15 protein-coding genes and 1 pseudogene are annotated in these 18,929 nt (G+C 60.8%); 3 read left to right on the top strand and 13 right to left on the bottom strand.

From position 1 onward, the window contains the following. Positions 1-56: 56 nt before the first annotated feature. The 13 genes and pseudogenes from K9F62_16955 to K9F62_16895 form a co-directional block, all read right to left on the bottom strand. Positions 57-1,850: pseudogene (locus K9F62_16955) on the bottom strand (phage terminase large subunit family protein). Next, a complete protein-coding gene (locus K9F62_16950; GenBank protein UJX40371.1) occupies positions 1,847-2,326 on the bottom strand; it encodes a hypothetical protein in 480 nt (159 codons plus the stop codon). The pseudogene K9F62_16955 and the gene K9F62_16950 overlap by 4 nt, the downstream one beginning before the upstream one ends. Further along, positions 2,323-3,429: a phosphoadenosine phosphosulfate reductase family protein gene (locus K9F62_16945; GenBank protein UJX40370.1), complete on the bottom strand. Its 1,107-nt coding sequence runs from the start codon at positions 3,427-3,429 to the stop codon at positions 2,323-2,325. Before K9F62_16945 ends, K9F62_16950 begins: the two co-directional genes overlap by 4 nt. After that, on the bottom strand, positions 3,426-3,998 hold the full coding sequence (locus K9F62_16940; GenBank protein UJX40369.1) for a hypothetical protein: 573 nt from the start codon (positions 3,996-3,998) through the stop codon (positions 3,426-3,428). Before K9F62_16940 ends, K9F62_16945 begins: the two co-directional genes overlap by 4 nt. Before the next feature lie 627 nt (positions 3,999-4,625). Beyond that, the gene (locus tag K9F62_16935; protein ID UJX40368.1) at positions 4,626-5,075 is read right to left on the bottom strand and encodes an ASCH domain-containing protein; all 450 of its coding nucleotides are present in this window, start codon (positions 5,073-5,075) and stop codon (positions 4,626-4,628) included. A 2-nt stretch (positions 5,076-5,077) separates the two neighbouring features. Next, positions 5,078-5,773 (bottom strand): hypothetical protein, encoded by a 696-nt coding sequence (locus K9F62_16930; protein UJX40367.1) that lies wholly within the window; start codon positions 5,771-5,773, stop codon positions 5,078-5,080. A gap of 11 nt (positions 5,774-5,784) precedes the next feature. Continuing rightward, positions 5,785-5,958, bottom strand: coding sequence for a hypothetical protein (locus K9F62_16925; protein UJX40366.1), 174 nt, complete (start codon positions 5,956-5,958; stop codon positions 5,785-5,787). Continuing rightward, entirely contained in the window at positions 5,955-7,046 is a 1,092-nt protein-coding gene (locus K9F62_16920) for a phage Gp37/Gp68 family protein (protein ID UJX40365.1), read from the bottom strand. Before K9F62_16920 ends, K9F62_16925 begins: the two co-directional genes overlap by 4 nt. Next, a complete protein-coding gene (locus K9F62_16915) occupies positions 7,036-7,602 on the bottom strand; it encodes a hypothetical protein (GenBank protein ID UJX40364.1) in 567 nt (188 codons plus the stop codon). The genes K9F62_16920 and K9F62_16915 overlap by 11 nt, the downstream gene beginning before the upstream one ends. Before the next feature lie 25 nt (positions 7,603-7,627). Further along, the gene (locus K9F62_16910; GenBank protein UJX40363.1) at positions 7,628-8,350 is read right to left on the bottom strand and encodes a hypothetical protein; all 723 of its coding nucleotides are present in this window, start codon (positions 8,348-8,350) and stop codon (positions 7,628-7,630) included. Next, complete coding sequence (locus tag K9F62_16905) at positions 8,347-9,669, bottom strand: DNA modification methylase (protein UJX40362.1); 1,323 nt, start codon at positions 9,667-9,669, stop codon at positions 8,347-8,349. Before K9F62_16905 ends, K9F62_16910 begins: the two co-directional genes overlap by 4 nt. A gap of 124 nt (positions 9,670-9,793) precedes the next feature. After that, positions 9,794-11,464: a zinc-binding protein gene (locus tag K9F62_16900; GenBank protein UJX43234.1), complete on the bottom strand. Its 1,671-nt coding sequence runs from the start codon at positions 11,462-11,464 to the stop codon at positions 9,794-9,796. Positions 11,465-11,720: 256 nt separating this feature from the next. Next, a complete protein-coding gene (locus tag K9F62_16895) occupies positions 11,721-13,370 on the bottom strand; it encodes a DNA primase (protein ID UJX40361.1) in 1,650 nt (549 codons plus the stop codon). A 1,198-nt stretch (positions 13,371-14,568) separates the two neighbouring features. Between K9F62_16895 and K9F62_16890 the strand changes: the two genes are divergently transcribed. From K9F62_16890 to K9F62_16880, 3 genes are all read left to right on the top strand, one after another. Continuing rightward, on the top strand, positions 14,569-16,329 hold the full coding sequence (locus K9F62_16890; GenBank protein ID UJX40360.1) for a hypothetical protein: 1,761 nt from the start codon (positions 14,569-14,571) through the stop codon (positions 16,327-16,329). Positions 16,330-16,519: 190 nt separating this feature from the next. Further along, positions 16,520-16,663, top strand: a complete 144-nt coding sequence (locus K9F62_16885) for a DUF4113 domain-containing protein (protein UJX40359.1) — start codon at positions 16,520-16,522, stop codon at positions 16,661-16,663. Between the two features lie 94 nt (positions 16,664-16,757). After that, positions 16,758-18,845, top strand: a complete 2,088-nt coding sequence (locus K9F62_16880; protein ID UJX40358.1) for a S8 family serine peptidase — start codon at positions 16,758-16,760, stop codon at positions 18,843-18,845. Positions 18,846-18,929: the final 84 nt, after the last annotated feature.

Genomic DNA, 18,929 nt, shown 5'->3' with positions numbered 1-18,929 from the left:
ATGACCACGGCCGGGGCGGCATCGCTATCGGAGACTCGCGCGGCCGGGGCCTCCGCATCTTTCCGTTCCTGATCCAGCATGTACTGCAGGCTCGGCGTCCAGGAATCGTCCGCGCAGGCATGGGCGATCATGGTTGAGTCCAACAAGTGGTTGGTATCGCTTAACTCTTCCCAAACGTAGTTGCCGGTCCTGTCCTTGACCAGGCGCTCGGCGGCCAGATGCCGGGCGTAATCCTCCCCGGTCTGGCCATGGAGCAGCATGGGCTGCTTGGCGTCCTGGCGCAGCCGCTTATACAGCAGGCGCTTGAGGCTATTGACGTCGAGCAGGTAGAGCTGCAGCCCGCCAGGGATGGGCCGGCCGGAGTGGGGCAGCTTGTCGATGGTCGTCCAGCTGACGTTGACGTGGTAGTCCCGGCTGCGTCCCTTGATCGGGAACAGCCGGCCGTCGCCGCGCGCCCGGCACCAGGAATAGACCTCCTCGGTGCGGGTCAGGATCTCGTGCTTGGTTTTGTTGCCGCCCGAGTCGATGCCGGCGCGCCAGATCCCGAGCGTCGAACCGTCGCGGCCAAGGACAGGATAGCGCGTTCCGTGCACGAGCCCCATGACGTCCTCCCAGGTGCGCAGCTGGCCATAGTCCACGAGCCAACTTTGCATTTCCCGGCCCCAGGCCAGCACCGAAAACCAGAAGTCGTCCATCTGGACATCGATGCCGCAGGTGAGCGCCACGGCCTCGACCGGCACGGTCTTGGCCGGCAACCACATGGCCCGGCGCGACAGGATGGATTCCTGGGGTGTTTCCAGGGCGATCGCCTTGAACGGCTTGGCGCAACGGCCGTTGGCGTAGTCGCGTTTGACCCGATCGTCATCGGAGTTTTCGGCGGTCAGCTTGTCCGCGGCGAACTCGGAAAGGCTGACGAACGGCGACACCAACGCCGGCAGATGGAAGCCCACGGCTCGGGGCCGAAGCACCGGCTCGTCGGCGACCCATTCCCCGCGCGCCACGGCCTGGTTCCGGGCGTGGTCGGTCCAGAGGTATCCGCAGTGCGGGCATTTGTAGCGTCCCAACTTGCGGCGCTTGATCTCCCGAGGATCCTTGCAGTGCTCCAGGACGACCACGTGGTCCTCGTGCATGACCTGGACGGTGCCGCAGGCCGGGCAGGGGACATGCCAGCGACGCAGCTCGTCACAAATAATGGTAATAAAAATCCAGATGGCGCTTGTCTCATCGCCCATTGTTTTGGATATTTTTAATATTTTGCGCTTAATTCCATAGGAGATTGTGCGCTCCTCGAACTCCGTGATCGGCGCGCCCTGGCCGGCCAGCTGGCGATAGAGGTCGATCTCGTCGAGGAACATGTGCATGACCGTCACGGACGCGCGCTGGGCCGGAGACTGGGAGGAGGCCAGGTAGACCGGCGATCCGTCGGTCAGTTCGAAGGTACCCTTGGCGTAACGGTAAAAGAGCTTGCGGAGCGCGGCGGACCCTTTGATGCGTGGCAGCAACTTTTTTTCCACGGCCCGGGTCAGCGTGTCCTCGTCCGGCATGGCCATCAGCTTCGGGCCAGGGAAGAACTCCATGGAAAAGAAAAGGCTGGAAAAAAGCAGCTCGGACTTACCGATTTGCGGCGAAGCACAGACGCCGACCTCCTCGACGCCGGGTTGGTACAGCGTATCAATGATGCCGGGGAGGTAGGGCGTGACGTCCATGCGCAGGCGCGAGCCCGCGAACGGCCCGTCCTGTACCACGATGTTCTGCGCCGCCCAGACGGACGGTTGCGGTCGCACCCGCTTGCGGAAGATGCGGCGCTCGCCGTCGGTGAAGCGAAAACGAACGGACTCGGGGACGGTCATGCAAACAACCTCAATTGCTCCACACGCACGACGACTTTTCGTTTCGGCGTGGGCACACTGGAAGGCTCAAACAAGTGCGGGTAGTTTCTCCTCACTGCGTCCACATCCAGCGCGGCTCGCCAAAGCGCTTTTGATTGTTCCTCCTGCTCCTTAAACTTCCGTCGCTGTTCTGCTTCCTGTGTTCGTATTTTCTCTCGTTCCATCTCGCGGGCTTGTTCGAATTTAGGCCACATTTCTGACGCGTCAACTTGATGCGCCAAACCTCTTTTGTTTGCGTCTATGATAGTCAAGTATATCCAATGATAAACGTCAGTATAAGAAAGTCCCAAAAAACGAAGTTTACTTATTTTCCAAACAGGATGTCGGGCAGCAAGATAAAATCTTGACCACGCAACATCGCGTGGAATATTTGGCGACGTGTACTCGTCAAAAAACCAGTCCGACTGCTTGACTCGTGACAATAAAGGATAGGTCATGCCGGGAGAACCTCTAGTAAGCTTCCCTGCCGTAGTATCTTCCTCGGTTCCCAAACAAACAGCTGCGCCAACCGCGGCGGGGCCGCATCCCTGCAGTAAGAAAGAACCTTGCGCAGGCCGAGCTTGTCCATGCAGTAGCGGTGAAGGTTCGGGTGAGTCCGGGCTAACCGCTGGAAACGATTCTCCGGTCCGTCCAAATGATCCATGTGCAAGCCGAAGCAGCAGAACACGCAGCCGGTACGACGCACGCCCGTGGTCACAAGCCGACCGTCCACCTCAACGATCTGGCCATAGACGGATGGAATCGGAATGTTGTTTTCGAGGATGCATTGGAGAATGTCTTGCTCAGTCCAAAATGAGAGCGGGGCCGAGCGCGGATGTTGCTGGTCGTACGCGTTGCAACCGGTCTGCAGGTAGGTCCGCTGTCTGGCTTTGGAGTCAGCGGCCAGCGTGCCGATGAACGGCTTGCGTCCCGTCTCTCTGTCATAGACTGCGGCCGGGCCTTTCTTCATGACCTGGCAGCAGTGATCGGAAACCGAAAAAGGGGCTTGGACCAGGAAACGCCACTGGTTCGGAACCTTGAATCCGTGGACCTCTTTCCCGTAGCGGTTGATACCCTGGTCGTAGAGCCTCCAAATGTTTTTATTCCTCTCGGTTGGGTTGCGCAGGATATTCACGCCCCTGGCGACCTTCTTGGATGCGATGGGCCAGCCATAGTCCCGGATGACCTGATGGAACGGAATGCGCGGGTGCAGGATGACGTGGTCAGGAGTCTCCTTCACAATGCGCAATATCTCCGGGTATTCTAGGCCAGTGTGACAGAAAACTGCTGGTACGTCTGGATAAATCAGGCGTACCAGCCACAACAAAACGCTAGAATCCTTTCCTCCCGAAAACGAAACAGACACCTGCCCGTTCCAGGCCTCGTACCAGTCCCTGATGCGGTCAAGGCTCATGGCTACCTTGTCGGCCAAGGGCAAAGCCTGCCGGCGCTGCAATTCCTGGTAGGCGGCCAAGACCTTGCCGGAATCCACGGACTCGGCCCAACGTCGCTCGTAAGCTGTCAGAGGTGCGGCTTCGTGGCCATTGGCATCAAGCATCATGCCGCCACCTCGCTTTTCACCTGCGGCCGCACGGTCCCCAGATGCGGCACGTCGCGCTGTTCGAACCGTTGTTCCTGGCTATGAGCCACCACAAGATAGTGCCGCAGTTTGACACCCAAAATAGAGGTGCCCAGCGTTTCGGCGGCGTAGGCTTCCAACGCGTCAATGGCCGGGCTGTAGACGTCCTGCAGCCAGTTTCCATGGTCTTCCCAGCATCTCCCGAGGATCGGGATTTCAAGAACTCCGGATATGTCTTCGAGTTCCTTGGCCTCATTCTTGTTGTAAATGCGGTAGAGGACGGTCAAAGCGTCACGCTTCCCATCGTCCGATACCACGCAATACCAGTTCGCCATGCAGGGCGGTTGCGCAACACCCTCCGGGAGGTAGAGCATACCGTCACGCATGTAGTCTGGTTGTATAATCTGCGGAGACTGTCGCTTCGGCTTATCGTGGATCATGGTCTTTGGAGCCAAGAGTGGTGCGGGCGGCGGCTTCTTTCGCACCGAAGCGGACATGCCGCCCGTCGTGTCGAACAGGGACAGCTGACCAGGAGTGGGGCGGCGTTTCATGGCAGCCTCCATTCGGAAATGTCTGGCCCAAAGTGGGTGTCCGCACACACAGGGCAAAAGTAAAATCCACACCAGCGACAACGGTAGGCGTAGAAAATGCGGATTGATTTTCCACACTCGGCGCACAGGATGGTTTCATCCTTGACAAGCCTCATCACCACACGAAGCTGATTGCCAAGGAAAGCCCTCCGCTTTGGGATGGAAAGATCGCGGTAGCTCATAAGTCTACCTTGCTTCTATCTCTACAGAAATCGCTGAATTGGTCGCTAAAGAATTTAGGCGTCACCCCGCAATAATCCAGGACCCAACAAGAAAATCCTTCACGATTGTGCTGTCTGCATCCAACACATGGATGAGGCCCCTTCTTGTCCAAAGGGGAAACCATAAAATGGGGGACTCCTACGATGGTTCCCCAAGTTCGCAATGATCCGCAATGTCCATCGGCATAATGATCCTCCGGCATGGGCGTCTCAACAATACACGTCCCACCCGGACTGTTGCGATACAATACCGTCTCCCCCGGAAAATAGTCGCCAAAAGTCTTAATTACCTTGCCAATTCGATAACGCCACTCAGGTCTCTCCTGAATTATCCGCAAGCAATCCATCGTAGTGCGCGTTTCCCTGCTCACGACGCCACCCCCAGCAGGTTGGGCCGCGTCTCGGGCGCGGCATAGTCCACCCGAAAGAACCCCAGCCGCCCCTTGCATGGCATGAAGGGCAGGGGGGCGGCATCGGCGACGCGCCAGTGCCACTGGCCGGATTCCGCCCAGGGCGAGGTGCGGTGCCCCTGGTCGCAGCCGACAAAACGGACCACGCCCACGATGCCGCCGGACTGCCGGCCCTCGTCCGGGAAACGCAGTCCTCCCGGCAGGCCGTAACGGGCGTGGATCTCCTCGAGGATGTCCCTGGCCATGGACAAGTTGAAGGTAGGCCGGGCACTGGCCTGGATCAGGATCCGCCGGCCGACGTAGGCCGAGGGCAGCGGCCACGTCCTGTTCTCCACGTCCTTGAATCCGTTGACCAGCAGCCAGGCCCAAGGCTGTTGCACGGCGATGGCGATGCGCGGGATATCCATGGTTATCTCTCCCGCCGCAGATGCACACCCTTGAAGTGCGCGGCGCCGAAGGCCTGCACTTTCATGATCCAGGGCAGTGCTTGGAGGTTCCGGCTGAAAACCACGCACGTCATGCGAAACGTGGGATCGAGAGAAGCCCAGTCCTCATAAGCCGCGTACAGGTCCGCCACGGTCTCACTGGCCTCGGGATTGCGATCGCACCGCTCACGCAGGAACCGGGCCACCGGATCGGGCTCGTTGGCGTAGGCGACCTCGCTCCCGGCGGCGCACTCGGGGCACAGCACCACGCCCTCGACGTCCACCACGGCCTCGTCCTTCCACACGAGCGCGCCGCAGCCGCCGCAGTATTCGATCTCACCTGCGTCGCGCAGTCGGTCCAGGCGTTCGACTTCGTCCAGGAGCATTGTGATGGCGACGATGAGCCCCCGGCGCACAGGGCGGTGGGAAACCAGATCCACATATTCGCCCCCCCATGGCCAGGGAACATCCCCTGATCCGGGGAACCCTTTCGGGAGGAACTGGTGGAGTTCATCCGCCTGCCGCTCGGCCGCCGCCAAGGCCACGGCGGCGGCACCCATCGCCAGCTCGCCATGCTGGTGCGCGTCGTCATGCTCGGGCGTGTAGCCCTTGGAAATCTGCTTGGCGCGTTCGTCCAGGACTTCGGCCAGCAGGGTCATGGTCGCTTTGGGGATGGGCATGCTCAACCTCCTTATGCGGGCTTGTACGCGCGGCACCAAGAGAACTTGCGCACCGGGGCGCCGTCCTTGGCGCACAGGTAATGGCCGCTGTCGTTGAGGATTTGGAAGAACAAACACCCACTGCAACAATTGGGCGTGGTTTTGCAGTAGTGGCGCTCCTTGCGGAGAAGGGCTTGTTCCTTCATGACCGTGTCTCCGGGAAAGCATTGTGCTCCACGCCATCCAGCATCCTGCCGGCGGTGCGTTTGCCGACGCGAACCATGTGCTGTGTCTTTTCCGTCGTGAGCCCCTCGACCCAACCGATGGGGCGGGAAACATCCGTTTCGCTCCAAAAGGCCACCGGAGTCGGGCTGCCCGCTCCCGAGCCTTCGAGTGGCCCCCACTCTCCCCACTGCTTGAAGAAAAACGGCACGCCGGCCGCCGCGCATTGGTCACGCAACCCGCGCGCCCAATCGGGATGCATGGGGCGGGCATGGTGGCCGGACTCGCCTCCGCAGATGACCCAGGAGAGCACATGCTCCCTGTAACTCCCGTCGCAGCCGCCATGGGGATTAAAATGCTCGTGACATTGATCCGACCCCCACGGCTTCCCAACCCCATTGTAGGGATCGAAGCTGTTGCGCAGCTTTCCGCACTGGTCGCACCTATCCCACGGCGTCAGATCCACCGGCCCCAGCATAGGCTCGGCACTGATCATGGTCCGCCAACCCAGGGACGCCAACTCGGTGACAAACGGCAGGCGCGCGTCGGCCGTCGGCTGGTCCTCGATGGAGGTGCCGACAAAAACGTTCGCCGGGGGCCATTGCGGCCAGGCCGGCTTGCCTGTGGGGTGAAACGGCAAAGGGAAGCTGGTGGCCCTGCGAAGGACACGTTCAGCCATGCCGGGCGCGGTAAGAACGTCGCGCATCCGCTCGGGGCGTTTAGTCAGGATGCAATAGGTGTGGCGCGGCGTCAGCACTATGCGCGAGAACACTTCATCCCAGAGGAAGGGCTGCACGCGCGAATGGAACAGATCGCCCATGCTGCACACGAAAATCCGCTTGGGCTTGCGCCAGGTCAAAGGCCGGTTCAACTCCCCCTCGACGAAATGGACGCTGCCAGTCCATGTGCCGTCCGGTTTGGCCAGGATGTCGTACCGTTGCAGGCCCATCTGATAGAGCCGCCAGGCCCACCGGGCGGCGTAGCAGTTCGCGCACCCGGCCGAGACCGGCGAGCACCCGAGAACGGGATTCCAGGTGGAATCGCACCATTCTATTTTAGACTTACCGCTCATGACCATCCTCCAAAATCGACAACTCGGCGAACCGCTCAAGAAACAGACGATGCGCGTCGCGCGGCAGCAGGCCGAACTGGTTAGGGTGGCGCAGGCCGATCTCGCGCAGATCGTAGGGCGCAACGCCGGCCAGCCAGGGACGCGGCGACGGGGACATGAGGTATTCCGACTCGGTGACCAACAATCGCTGGTCGGCGATGTGGATCTCCTCGGGGATCTCCCTGGGGAGATTCAAGCGGTGGGCGACGACCTGCCGGATCCTGGACTCGACATCCCGAAAATCCGGGAGGATCGACTTGAGCGGCCGCGTGATGTCATTGGTGTAGGTCTCGGCCGCGTCGTGGAGCAGGGCCAGATACCGCATGGGCTTCGGCACGACGCGGGACACATAGACGCAGTGCTCGGCCACCGAGTAAAACCGTTTGCAATGACCGTTGAAACGGCACTGGTTCGACAGCGCGTGCGCGATGTCCTTGATGCTGACCATGTTCGACAACGGGTCCAACAAGTCGAATGCGAGTCCGCTAAACGTCTGGTTCCAGGGATTTCCGCTCATGCCATGCTCCTCGCGTTTTACAGGTTCAGGCCTGACCAGAGGCCGCGTCATCGGGCGCATCCGTCCCGAGCACAAACTCCCTGTCCGCCGACCAGGCATCCATCCAGTCCGCCGTGGCCTGCTCCCAGAACAGCAGGAACTCCGGCAGCTTCGTCTCGTCGCCGCCGACCGCCTCGATGATGCGCGCGCCAAAGAGCGGCCCGGCGTTTTCGATCTGGCGCTTGAAGAACTGGGCCCGGGCCGCCAGATCCCGCTCGACCTGCACCCGCTCGACCAGCTTGCCCTCGAGCATCTCGCGTCGTTTTTGGGTCAGCTTGGCTTGCTCGCACTTGTAGTCCGCGTCGGCCGTCAGCCGCCGACGGGCTTCTCCCGAGAGTTCGCTGTCCTTTTCCTTGGCCACGGTGGGGAGGTTTGAGGCGTAGGCCAGCAGCACCGCCTCCTCGAACTGGCCGGCGGCATTGGTCGGCACGAGCCCGGCCTTGCAGTCGGCGTAAAACTTGGTTTTCTGGATCGAAAAGCCGCGCCCCTGCAGATAGGCCAGGGCGGCCGGCCGCTTGGGGAAGATGCGACCTTCGCCGCCTCCGGTCGTGGCCTTGTCCACCTCGTCGCGCACCTTCTTGAAGGCCTCGATATTTTCCTTTGTCGGCGTATCGTTCATGCGTCTCTTGGCCCCTTCCTTGGCCCGCAGCAGGGCGGGCAGATCGGTGGCGGCGCTACGTGCGAGATAGGGCGTCAGGTCCTCGCTCATGCCGCGTCCCCCCTGGCCGGGAACGGCCGTCCATCCGGACGGGTGGCCACGCGGCCGTTGTGCTCCTGCCAGCGCCGCACGATCACGTCGCAAAAGCGCGGATCCAGTTCGAGGGTGCGACAGGACCGGCCCAAGCCCTCGCAGGCCATGAGCGTGGAGCCCGAGCCGCCGAACGGATCGATGACCAGGCCGCCAGGGCGGGACGAGTTGCGGATGAAACGCTCGAGGAGCGCCACGGGTTTCATGGTGGGGTGCGCGTCGCTGCGTGTCGGCTTGTCCACGCTGACGATGGAGCCCGGGGCGACTTCCACGGCCAGATCATGGCCGGAGATAAGGTAGACGTCGTCGCCGGCCGGGATCTGCACGCGGCCGTCATCCAGGAGCACCGCGCCCGGCAGCGCCTCGAGGAGGGTGGTCTGGCGGCGGCCGCCGAACCAGGCGTGCCGGTCGGTCGGCTTCCAGCCATAAAGGATGGGCTCGTGCTGCCAGTGATAGTCAGAGCGGCCGAGCACGTGGACGTTTTTGCGCCAGATCAGGCACCCGGCCAGCTTGAAGCCGGCGGCCTGGAACGCGTCGCGGAAGGCAAAGCCCTCGGTCTCCGAGTGGGCAATGTACACGGCCGCGCCGTCAGCCAGCACCGCGTGGAGCGCGGCAAAGGCTCGGCCCAGGAACTCCCTGAAGGCTGTTCCGGCCATGTTGTCGTTGAGGATCTTTCCGGCCTTGCCCTCGACGGCCACGTTGTAAGGTGGATCGGTGACGGCCAGCTCCGGGCGCTCATCGCCGAGCAGTGCGGCCAGATCGGCCGAGCTGGTGGCGTCGCCGCAAAGCAACCTATGCCGGCCAAGCAACCAGATATCGCCCGGCCGTGTCTGCGGCGTCTCGGGCACAGGCGGCACGTCGTCTGGATCCGTGCGGCCGGGGAGCGGCAGCAGGTCGAGCAGGGCGTCCAGCTCGGCGACGTCGAAGCCGGTGAGCGCGAGATCCACATCCAGCTCCCGCAGCTCCTCCAGCTCCACGGCCACCATCTCCTCGTCCCAGGCCGCCCAGGTGGCTGAGCGGTTGACGAGCAGGCGGAAGGCGCGCACTTGCGCCTCGGTGAGTTCGTCGGCCGGGATCACGGGCACCGTGGCCAGCCCCAGGCGCGCGGCCGCGTCCAGGCGCAGGCGGCCGTCGAAGCGCGCCAGCACAGGCACCCGAAATCCGTACTCCCGAATCGCCGACATCATCCGTTCCACCACGTCCTTGCCGTATTTGCGCAGGCCCCGCTCGTAGGGCCGCAGCCGCGCCAGCGGCCATTGTTCGAGTTTGAGCGTTTCCATCCGATCATCCCCGTGCTACTGCCTCCGGGCCATGCATGGCTGGAGGGCTGGGGTTCCCTGGTCGGATGCTCCTGTCATCCGGCCGCCGGTCGGAGCTGCAACTCCGGCAGGCAGCCCTCCACTTTCACGCCGCTTCCGGACAGCGCCAGAAGTCCAGCCGGGCCCAGCCGGCAAACGACAGATTCGTCGTCTCGGGATCCGCGCGCCGCACAATGGCCGCGACCTGCCCATTGCCTTCGGACCGGCCGAACACATCCCGCAGGCTTTTGACCGAGCGCATTCCCCGGTAGTCCGCGAACCACAGCACCGCCTCGAGGCAGCAATCAAAGAAAAGACGCGCGACGTGCTCCTGTGATTCCGGTGAAAGATCGCCCTGGTCCCGCAGCGCCAACAACCGCTCGACGTTACTATCGCGGCCGGGCACGAGTACCGGCTCCACCCGATGTCGCGCCATGGCTTCGAGCAGCTCACGCAACGGCACCATGTCGAACGCGGTCACGTGGTCCGGATCGAGCCAGCGAACGGCGGACGCAGTATCCTGCGGTTGCCGCGCATCCTCGACGGCCACACGCGCATCTTCTGTCGCCGCCGGCACATTTTCGACATCCTCCCGCGCATTCTCGACCGCGCCGCCCCGCGCCGCCTCTTCTTCTCCCGCCCCCACGCCTCGCGGCTGTCCAGGCGGCAAAAGTCCTGGACGCAACACCGCCGGCAGCCCGGCAAGGATCCAGGCGCGCAGGTTCGCGCCCTTCTCGAAGGCCTCGCCGGGATCCTTGCCAACCGGGACCGGCCAGCGTTTGGCGCGGGCGAAGCTGGCCATCCACCGTGCGCACCCCTTGGCCCCGGCCCCGTCCTTGCCCTCGGCGTCCAGGGCCACCAGGATGGCCAGGGCGTCGCGCAGGGTTTCGAGCACTCCGGCTTCGATCTTCCTGACGCTGGCCGTCATCACCGACACCGCGCCGGCCAGGTCGCCGGCTTGATAGTGGAGCATGAGCGCGTCCAGCTCGGACTCGACCACCACGAAGGCGCGCGCCTCGCAGCCGAGGATCATGGCGTCCATGTTCGATCCGGGGATGACGTAGTATTTCGTCTCCGCGCGGAACTCGCGGCGGTCGGCCTCGGGCCGGCGAATGCGCAGCCGCGCGACGGGGCTGTCCGGAGCGTCGCCGGCAAAACGCGGGATGACCAAGCCGCGGGGGATCCAGAAGGTCTTTTTCAGCTGGGGCTTGCCGCTCTTGTCCGGCTTTCCCTCGACCGGCGGCAGGCCCCAGCTGGCGCGGGGGCGGATGAGGCACGAACGTCCCTTCTCGCCCGGGTTCCAGCCCAGGCGGTCACGCTGGACAGCCTCGAGAGGCAGCCCGCGCGCGGCCAGCCAGGCAAGCGCTGTGGGATTGGCGAGGAGATGCTGGTGGGCCCAGGCGGCAAAGGCGCTGGCCTTTTGGGTCCACAGCTCGGCAGGAGGCACGGACGGCGCGGCCTCGAACGAGTCCTGGGCGGCGGCCTGTCTCGGCGGGCGCGGCAAAGAGGACGCCGTGGCCCGGGCCGCCTCGACTCCCAGATGGCGGCAAGCCTCTTGGTAGGGCATGCCTTCATAGTCCCGGAGGAACTGGATGGCATCGCCGTAGGCCCCGCACTGACGGCACCAGTAGCCGCCGCGCCCCTCATGATCCGCCGGCTTGATCATGCAGCGGTCCTCGCCGCCGCAGGCCGGGCAGGGCGCTGCCCACTCGCCGCCTGTTTTCCTCTTCGGCGTGAGCCCATGCGCCTCGAACAAACCAAGCAGATCAGCGGCCATGGCGGCAATGTCCTGTCTGCATGGCAATGTCCTGGCAATATCCTGGCCGTAACCTCCCATCTTTCTTTTCTTTTTTAAGAAGTAGGATGATAGGATAGGACATGATGGTATGCTCCGAGCCGAGGTTTGAACGTTTAGATGGCATTACATGCCGGGGTCCTGATGTCCTGGCGCACCCCTCCATCCAGTCAACGCGCCCCTTTCCGCCACCAGGACAATCCAGACGCGGATATCCTGGCGATGTCCTATGTCCTGGTCACGACTTGCGGGACTTTCCCCATAAGTTGTTTCCGTAACCGGCTTCTTTTTCAGCCCTTTTGTCAGGATATGCGTCTTCGGCGACGGGATTGAGCTGCACGTCGTAGTAGTAGACCGTGCCGCCGCGCCGTTCCTTGTGGATCTTCTTGCCGAGGTGCTTGCCGAAGGTGTTCATGGTCGGGACGTACTTGCCCCTGTTTTTCATGTACCAGCGGGTGTAGAGGTCGTAGATTTCGGTGGCCGTAACCCGCGCGCCCTCGGTGGTGATGAGACACTCCTCCACGAAATCCTGGAGGTGGTCCTCCTCGCGCTGATATTCCTCGGTTGCGGCCAGCACGGACGACGGCGGCGAGATGCCATCTCGCTGCCAGGCAAGGCATCCCTTGACCAGCCACGCCAGTATCCCGGGCAGCTCATGGCGCTCGAAGTGGTCTCCAAGCGTCTTGTCACGTTGGCGCTCGTTTTCGGCTTTTGGATTGTCGACGTACCTGAAAGGGAAATCGACTAGACGCAGCCGGTCCCAAAAGGCGTACTCATGGGCCCCGGCATGAGGTCGATGGTTGGTCAACAAAAACAAGGTGTGTGTCGGATAAAAGCTGGTGGGATTGTTTTCCCACATGTAGCGGCCGGTAAGCCGGTCATCACCGGAGAGCCATTTGACCCGGGCGATCGAAAAACGCCTGTTTTCCTCGGACTCGGTTGCGTAGGCCACGCGCAGGCCGTTAAGCGACATAATAGTAGGCGTCGGCTTGTCCGCGTCTCTGGCCTGCCCCTGGTCGAGGAGCAGCTCGGCCGGGATCGGCGCCATGTAGTCGCCGCAGACCCTGCCCAGGGTTTCGACCATGACGGTCTTGCCGTTACGCCCCTCGCCGTTAAGCACCACGAAAAGCGGTTCGGAACTCTGGCCTGTGATAGCGTAGCCAAATACCCGCTGTAAAAATGCGGCTACATCCGCGTCCTCGCCGACGATCTCCTTGACGAAAGCCTCCCAGCGCGGACAGGCGGCATCGATCCCTTCCCAGGTGACATTGCAGGTTCGCTTGATTCGGTCACTCGGGCGTGCTTGGCGGAACTCCCCGGTGCGCAGATCGATCACGCCGTTGGCGACGCCGAAAAGATACGGGTCGGCATCAAACTCCTTCATGCTCACCAGGAGGGGATCGTCGTTGGACAGCGCGAACCGGAGCGCGCCCGAAACCCCGGCCCCGTCGCGGAGGCTATCGATGTTTTTGCGTAGTCGCTTGGAGATGCGCTCCAGGCGTTTTTGCTCGTCCGCATCACCGACTTCCTTGGCCTTCCCAGCCTTGACGTCGGTTTCGACGCGCGCCTCTTCGTATTTGGAGATTACGGCCTCAACAGCCGCTTCGGCCCGATAGATCACCACGTCTTTCCAATATGAGCCCGTCCACTCGAACCATTGCACCTGCTTGTTTTGAGTTGAAGCAGCGCAAAGAAATTTTCCTTTGTGCACGGCAGCGTAGAGAATGCCGTCGCCTTTAGAGCTGGCGAAGAGGCAACGCTTGACGAACTCGTAATCGATGACTGGCGCGGCGGCTTCGTTAGTGACGCCTTCCTCTTTCACGCGCTCGGCCACCTGCTCGGCGGCGGCGGCGATCTCTTCCGGTGTCGGGTCTTTTCGATCAGGCATGGTCAGGCAGTCCCCACAGGTCTAGCCCCCGGCAAGCCGAGCTGCCGGCGACGGTTTTTCCGTTTTTCCGCCAGATTTTTTCCGCAAAATTCCGCGACACCCCGCACCCCAACGTGCGCGGTGTATAAAGGCCCCAGGAAGGACCCGTGACCGGGGCCAGGCCGCCAGGACCTCGCTGGACAGTTTTAGAGAGATGAGAGAGGGGGAGGGGGGCGGAAAGAGCCGCCTCGCTGACGCTCGGCGGGATCGGTAGCGCCTTCAGGCCGTGCCGCGCGGACGAACGTCCTGGACGCGAAACGTATCTGGACGCGGCACGGCCTGAAGGCGCGTCGCCGTATGCATTCCAGGCGGTGAATGCCTCAGGCGGATAAATCGGGGGATAAATAGCTGTGGGCCGAAACAGTGCCCTACCCAGGCAGCCAACAAGGAAGTGCGGTTGGAAAATGTGGGCATTGGGGGCATCCGTGGCTATCACGGGGACCGACCCCGGGCCTCCGGAGCCAAAGGCCGGGCGTTCGAATCGCCCATTGCCCACCAAACGAGTTCAAGGGGTTGCGGTTAAAAACCGTAACCCCTTCTTCGTTTTCGGCTAACGGATTGCTAACATCGTTGCCCGGATTTTGTAAGGCGGCGCGCGATTTTGTACTGATTTACGCGCGGCTTGGCCCTGTGTAGTGGCTACGCCTCGAGGGTCTTGGCCGGGATGCCGCTACTGGGCCTTGATTTCGTTCAGTCATTCACCGGACCTGACCGGCCTTTGGCCCTGGTAGACTGCAACTCCATTTACGCCTCGTGGCGAAAAGGTGTTTGTTCCGTCCCTGGCAATCGGCCCGTGGTTGTGCTGTCCAACAACGACGGCTGCATCCTCGTCCGGTCGGCAGAGGCCAAGACCGCCGGTATTCCCATGGGTGAATTGGCCGTCGCGTGCCGGGAGTTGTTCCGGCGACAAAATGCGGACGATGCGTTCCTGGCTGGCGATTGTTTCCCCAACTACCTCCCAGGCCAGTTCCGCTCGGATAATCAGCACGAAAATTCCAGTTATTTTGCTCATTAGCGGGTAATTGCCCATATTCAGTTACAGGGCCACCTTTATGTTGAAACTGGGTGTGTATTTCCGTAAGAAACAACGGCCACGCAGGATGCGCAGGCCATTTTTGTTTTGGGATATCTGATTATTGTAAGTGAAACTGAGGATGCCATGAAGAAGCTTTTGCGTGAAGTTGTCATTATCACGGTGGCTACCGCCGGGTTGTTGCTCGTTGCGGAGATCGTGTTAAGATATTTTAATTTTGTTCCGTCCTGCATCGTGTATGGTCGGTATTACGAAAATCTCGCTGGAGATTTTGAACCGAATATTTCTGTAATCAACCATCAGCCGGAAAATTATCCCTACAGATTTACTACTAACTCACAGGGTCTCCGCTCTCTTCGAGAAATCAGCATTCCAAAAGGGAAAGATGTTTTCCGTATTTTGTGTCTTGGAGATTCCTACACCATGGGGTGGGGAGTAGACGATCATGACACCTATTCAGAAAAATTATATCAGTATCTTTCCAAAAAATACCCGAAGATTCATTTTGAGGTAATTAATGCTGGAATGCTTTTTTCTAATATTTTAGATCAATATGATTATTATAAAAATAAAGGAAGTAAGCTTAGGCCTGATCTTGTTATCGTTCAATACTGTTATAATGATATCGATACGGATTTCTTTAGAGATGTAATTGGACGGCAGGCGATGGCCGCGGAGAACCGAAATAACAACTATGCGACGACACTCTCCACGTTGTTTTCGAAGACCGCACTTGGAAATTTTGCCGCAAAAATAAAATATCTTCTTTATTATAAGTACTTTAATAAACAAAAAGACAATCCTTCCAAGACAAATATTCCCCTCCATATCAAGCAAACTATCAAGAAGGATGAAATCAACGCGTTATTGTTGAAAGCGACGCCAGAAGAGAACGCCTGTCTGCAGAGCGAAAACTTTGCAGTTTTAAACGAAAAGAACAATAGATTTTTACAGCGCTTATGGACGACTTATGAAAATGCTCTATTGATGTTGCGCGAACTTTGCGCAAAAGATGGGGCAAAGTTCCTTTTTGTCGCCATTCCCACAAATTCTCAGATTTGGGATAATTTGAATTGCCATAGTTGTGAATTTTACCCATTCACAAAAGCCGAAGGGATTCCCTACATCGATTTTGCTACAACCTTTCGCCGATTGTCCGGGAAAGACACCGAAGCTTTTTTCCTGAAGGCCGACGGCCATACGAACTCCGCAGGAGACGACATCATCGCCAAGGAAATCGCCGCGTCTGTGCGTTTTCCTCCCAATGGAGGGCCGGCGAAGATCGTCCCCCCTCTTTTTGACCGGAACTGTGGGAACACATGGTCGATTTCCGTGGTGCGATCGCCGGACGGAGCCTTGGGCCTCCAGTTGCGGGATCCGAAAGGAAAGATGGTTTCGACGTCTTCCGACGGAAAATTTTTTAAGGACGTTCAGCTTGTTCTCGATGGCGTCGGCGATTCTCCTGCGCAGCACGATAGTCCGGACATGATCGCGCCGGCCCGTGCCTTTACGGACAAAGACGCCAAGGCGACGGTGACCCTTGCAATATCCACGACAAAACCATTTCAAAATATGGATGTCATATCCTTCCGTCGCGTCTTCAACGACGGTCAGGCTCGAATTGCCGCCAACTACCGTTTTTCGCCGAAGGACGAGTGGCAACCGTTATATACCTATTCTGCGGGAATAGGCGGTGTCTGGGACGGGATGGAACACGTGAAGATCAATGAAGTGTACTCTCCAGAAGGGCACACTTACTGTGAATTGCAATTTAAGCTAACCGGGAAGGCTGGACTTGTGCTGGAACAAGATAAGTCGGGAAAGGCATATCGTCGTTTGGAAATCGTCTTAACACCGAAAGAGGTTCCCGATAATTTGAAGCCGTAAACGGAAGAGTGATACTCGATTATATTCAATGCAGCCTTGCCCGTGGCCACGACGCACACCGCCGCGATCCGGGCATTTCCCGTAAATGTTATTGCTATAAGAAGGCTGGCGTCGTCATGCTGTTCGGCCTGGAGCGCCTGAAACGCCAGCAACTTGCGTGCCGGAAGCCGGGGACAGGGGAGAGCGGCTCGTGAGCACGTTTGATGCGATCAATGACCGTTTCGGCCGGGACACGCACAAGTTCGCCGCCTGTGGCATCAAGCAGGACTGGCTGACAGGGAAGCGGCGGATGGGCGCATTGCCTTTGCGCGATTGTTCGGCTATTTTTTTATAAGAGTATTCTCTGGGCGTGTTGTCCATGGCGGCGTTCGCCTGGGAATAGGCCCGGAAGAGCCAATGCACGGCACAAGAAACGTACGGAGACGCCCATGGCCGCGACGACCATCGACGATCCCCTGTTCGACCAGCAATGGTATCTGCTCAATACCGGCCAAAACGGCGCGACGCCCGGCATTGACCTCAATGTCGCACCGGTCTGGCAAGACTACACGGGCCAAGGCGTCACTGTCGGCGTCTTCGATACGGGGGTGGAATACGACCATCCCGATATAAGCGCCAATCTCGACGTCTCCTTGAGTTTTTCCGCCATGGCGGCCGGGGTGGATGGGCAGCCCGTATTGACCGAGGACAACCACGGCATGGCCGTGGCCGGCGAGATTGCCGCCGTGGCCGGCAACGCCATCGGCGGTGTCGGTGTTGCCTATGACGCCACCGTGGCCTCGGTCTACCTCGACTTGTCGGAGCAGGTGGAAAATTCCACTCTCAAGGCCGCTTTTGCCGATGCCCTGCAACGTACTGCCGGCGTCTACGATGTGATGAGCAACAGCTGGGGATTTAGCGGGGAATTCGACAATTTCAATGCCCCCGAGGGGCAGGCCATGGGGGCGGCATTGTCCCAGGCCGCATCCGAGGGGCGTGGCGGACTCGGGGCCGTTGTCGTCTTCGCCGCCGGCAACGACCGGGAAGAAGGCTTCGACGCCAACACCGACAATCTCACCAACTCCCCGTACAGCATTTCCGTGGCGGCTGTGGACAATACCGGCAAGGTGAGCAGCTACAGCACCCCGAGCGCGTCCAATCTGGTGGCCGCGCCGTCCAATTCCTTTTACTACACCTGGGAAACCGTTGTCATTCCCGCCGAGGACGAAGGCGACGAGGACGAGGTGATCCAGGAGCTCGTGTCGCATTCCTACGGCGACATCGTGACCACCGACCGGGTGGGGACGCTCGGCTACAATACGGCGACCTCGCCGGAAGGGGACTACGCCTATGATTTCGGCGGCACCTCGGCCGCCGCCCCCCTGGTTTCCGGCGTCGTGGCCCTCATGCTCGAAGCCAACCCCGCCCTTGGCTACCGCGACGTCCAGGAAATCCTGGCCCTGACCGCGCGCAACACGGACGCCGCCGCCGAATGGACCATAAACGGCGCGAGCACCTGGAACGGCGGCGGCATGCATGCCAGCCGCGACGTGGGATACGGCCTGGTGGACGCCACTGCCGCCGTGCGTCTGGCCGAGACCTGGGACAGGCAAAACACGACCGATAATCTTCTCGTGACAACCGGCGAGGCCGGGGTCGGCGTCACGCTCCCTGACGACGGCACCGGTTCCGTTTCCTCCGACATCGCCATGGCGGCCGGAGTTGCCGTGGAGCGGGCCGAAGTCGTGCTCGACCTGGCCACCGAGGATGTCTCCGGCCTGACCGTCGTCCTGACCTCGCCGGCGGGCACCCAAAGCGTCCTCTTCGACGCGCCGGGCATGGCCGGGGCGTACCCGGCCAATTTCGCCATGACCTCCACCGCCTTTCTGGGCGAATCCTCCCAGGGCGACTGGGCGCTGACCGTCTACGACACCAAGGCCGACGGCGCGACCGTGGGCCTTGGAGGCTGGACCCTCAACCTCTACGGCGCGGCCGCGACCGACGACACGCGCTACGTCTATACCAACGAGTACGGAACCTACGCCGCCGAGGGCCCCTCGCGCACGCTGCTTGTCGACCTGACGGGCACGGACACCATAAACGCCTCGCCCGTAACGACCGGGTCCGCCGTCACCCTGGCGCCGGGGACCATCAGCCTTGTCGACGGAGCGGCCGTTGTCCTCGCGCCGCTGACCACCATCGAGAATCTCGCCACCGGCGACGGCAACGACCTGCTCGTGGACAATGACGCCGACAACAGTCTGTATGGCGGCCGGGGCGACGACGTGCTCATGACCAGCCGGGGCGACGACAGTCTTGATGGCGGCCCGGGCTTCGATGTGGTCGGCTTCCCCGACATTTATGCGGATTATACGCTCGGAACGGACGCTGGCGTGCTCACGGTGTCGAGCCAGGCCGGAATCAAGACCATCACCAATGTCGAGGCCTTGTCCTTTGCCGACCGGGTCGTGACCACGGATGCGCTGCTTGGTACGGAGAAGAGTGGGACGAACGGACCGCTGATTGCCCTCAGCTGAGAAACGAATCTTCGCGGAAAAGCAAAATGTTGCGGAATGGCCGGGCGCGTGAGGGGAACCCTTTGAAAGGAGTTCCCCTCGCAT

Origin of the sequence: Desulfovibrio sp. JY (assembly GCA_021730285.1) — a bacterium.
Classification (GTDB): domain Bacteria; phylum Desulfobacterota; class Desulfovibrionia; order Desulfovibrionales; family Desulfovibrionaceae; genus Solidesulfovibrio.
Note: the sequence above shows the minus strand (reverse complement) of the source record. Positions and strands in the feature narration are given on the sequence as shown.

Excerpts from the sequence above, each read along its gene's own strand:
- K9F62_16950 (UJX40371.1), bottom strand. The coding sequence starts at position 2,326 with ATGACCTATCCTTTATTGTCACGAGTCAAGCAGTCGGACTGGTTTTTT.
- K9F62_16945 (UJX40370.1), bottom strand. The coding sequence starts at position 3,429 with ATGATGCTTGATGCCAATGGCCACGAAGCCGCACCTCTGACAGCTTAC.
- K9F62_16940 (UJX40369.1), bottom strand. The coding sequence starts at position 3,998 with ATGAAACGCCGCCCCACTCCTGGTCAGCTGTCCCTGTTCGACACGACG.
- K9F62_16935 (UJX40368.1), bottom strand. The coding sequence starts at position 5,075 with ATGGATATCCCGCGCATCGCCATCGCCGTGCAACAGCCTTGGGCCTGG.
- K9F62_16930 (UJX40367.1), bottom strand. The coding sequence starts at position 5,773 with ATGCCCATCCCCAAAGCGACCATGACCCTGCTGGCCGAAGTCCTGGAC.
- K9F62_16925 (UJX40366.1), bottom strand. The coding sequence starts at position 5,958 with ATGAAGGAACAAGCCCTTCTCCGCAAGGAGCGCCACTACTGCAAAACC.
- K9F62_16920 (UJX40365.1), bottom strand. The coding sequence starts at position 7,046 with ATGAGCGGTAAGTCTAAAATAGAATGGTGCGATTCCACCTGGAATCCC.
- K9F62_16915 (UJX40364.1), bottom strand. The coding sequence starts at position 7,602 with ATGAGCGGAAATCCCTGGAACCAGACGTTTAGCGGACTCGCATTCGAC.
- K9F62_16910 (UJX40363.1), bottom strand. The coding sequence starts at position 8,350 with ATGAGCGAGGACCTGACGCCCTATCTCGCACGTAGCGCCGCCACCGAT.
- K9F62_16905 (UJX40362.1), bottom strand. The coding sequence starts at position 9,669 with ATGGAAACGCTCAAACTCGAACAATGGCCGCTGGCGCGGCTGCGGCCC.
- K9F62_16900 (UJX43234.1), bottom strand. The coding sequence starts at position 11,464 with ATGGCCGCTGATCTGCTTGGTTTGTTCGAGGCGCATGGGCTCACGCCG.
- K9F62_16895 (UJX40361.1), bottom strand. The coding sequence starts at position 13,370 with ATGCCTGATCGAAAAGACCCGACACCGGAAGAGATCGCCGCCGCCGCC.
- K9F62_16890 (UJX40360.1), top strand. The coding sequence starts at position 14,569 with ATGAAGAAGCTTTTGCGTGAAGTTGTCATTATCACGGTGGCTACCGCC.
- K9F62_16880 (UJX40358.1), top strand. The coding sequence starts at position 16,758 with ATGGCCGCGACGACCATCGACGATCCCCTGTTCGACCAGCAATGGTAT.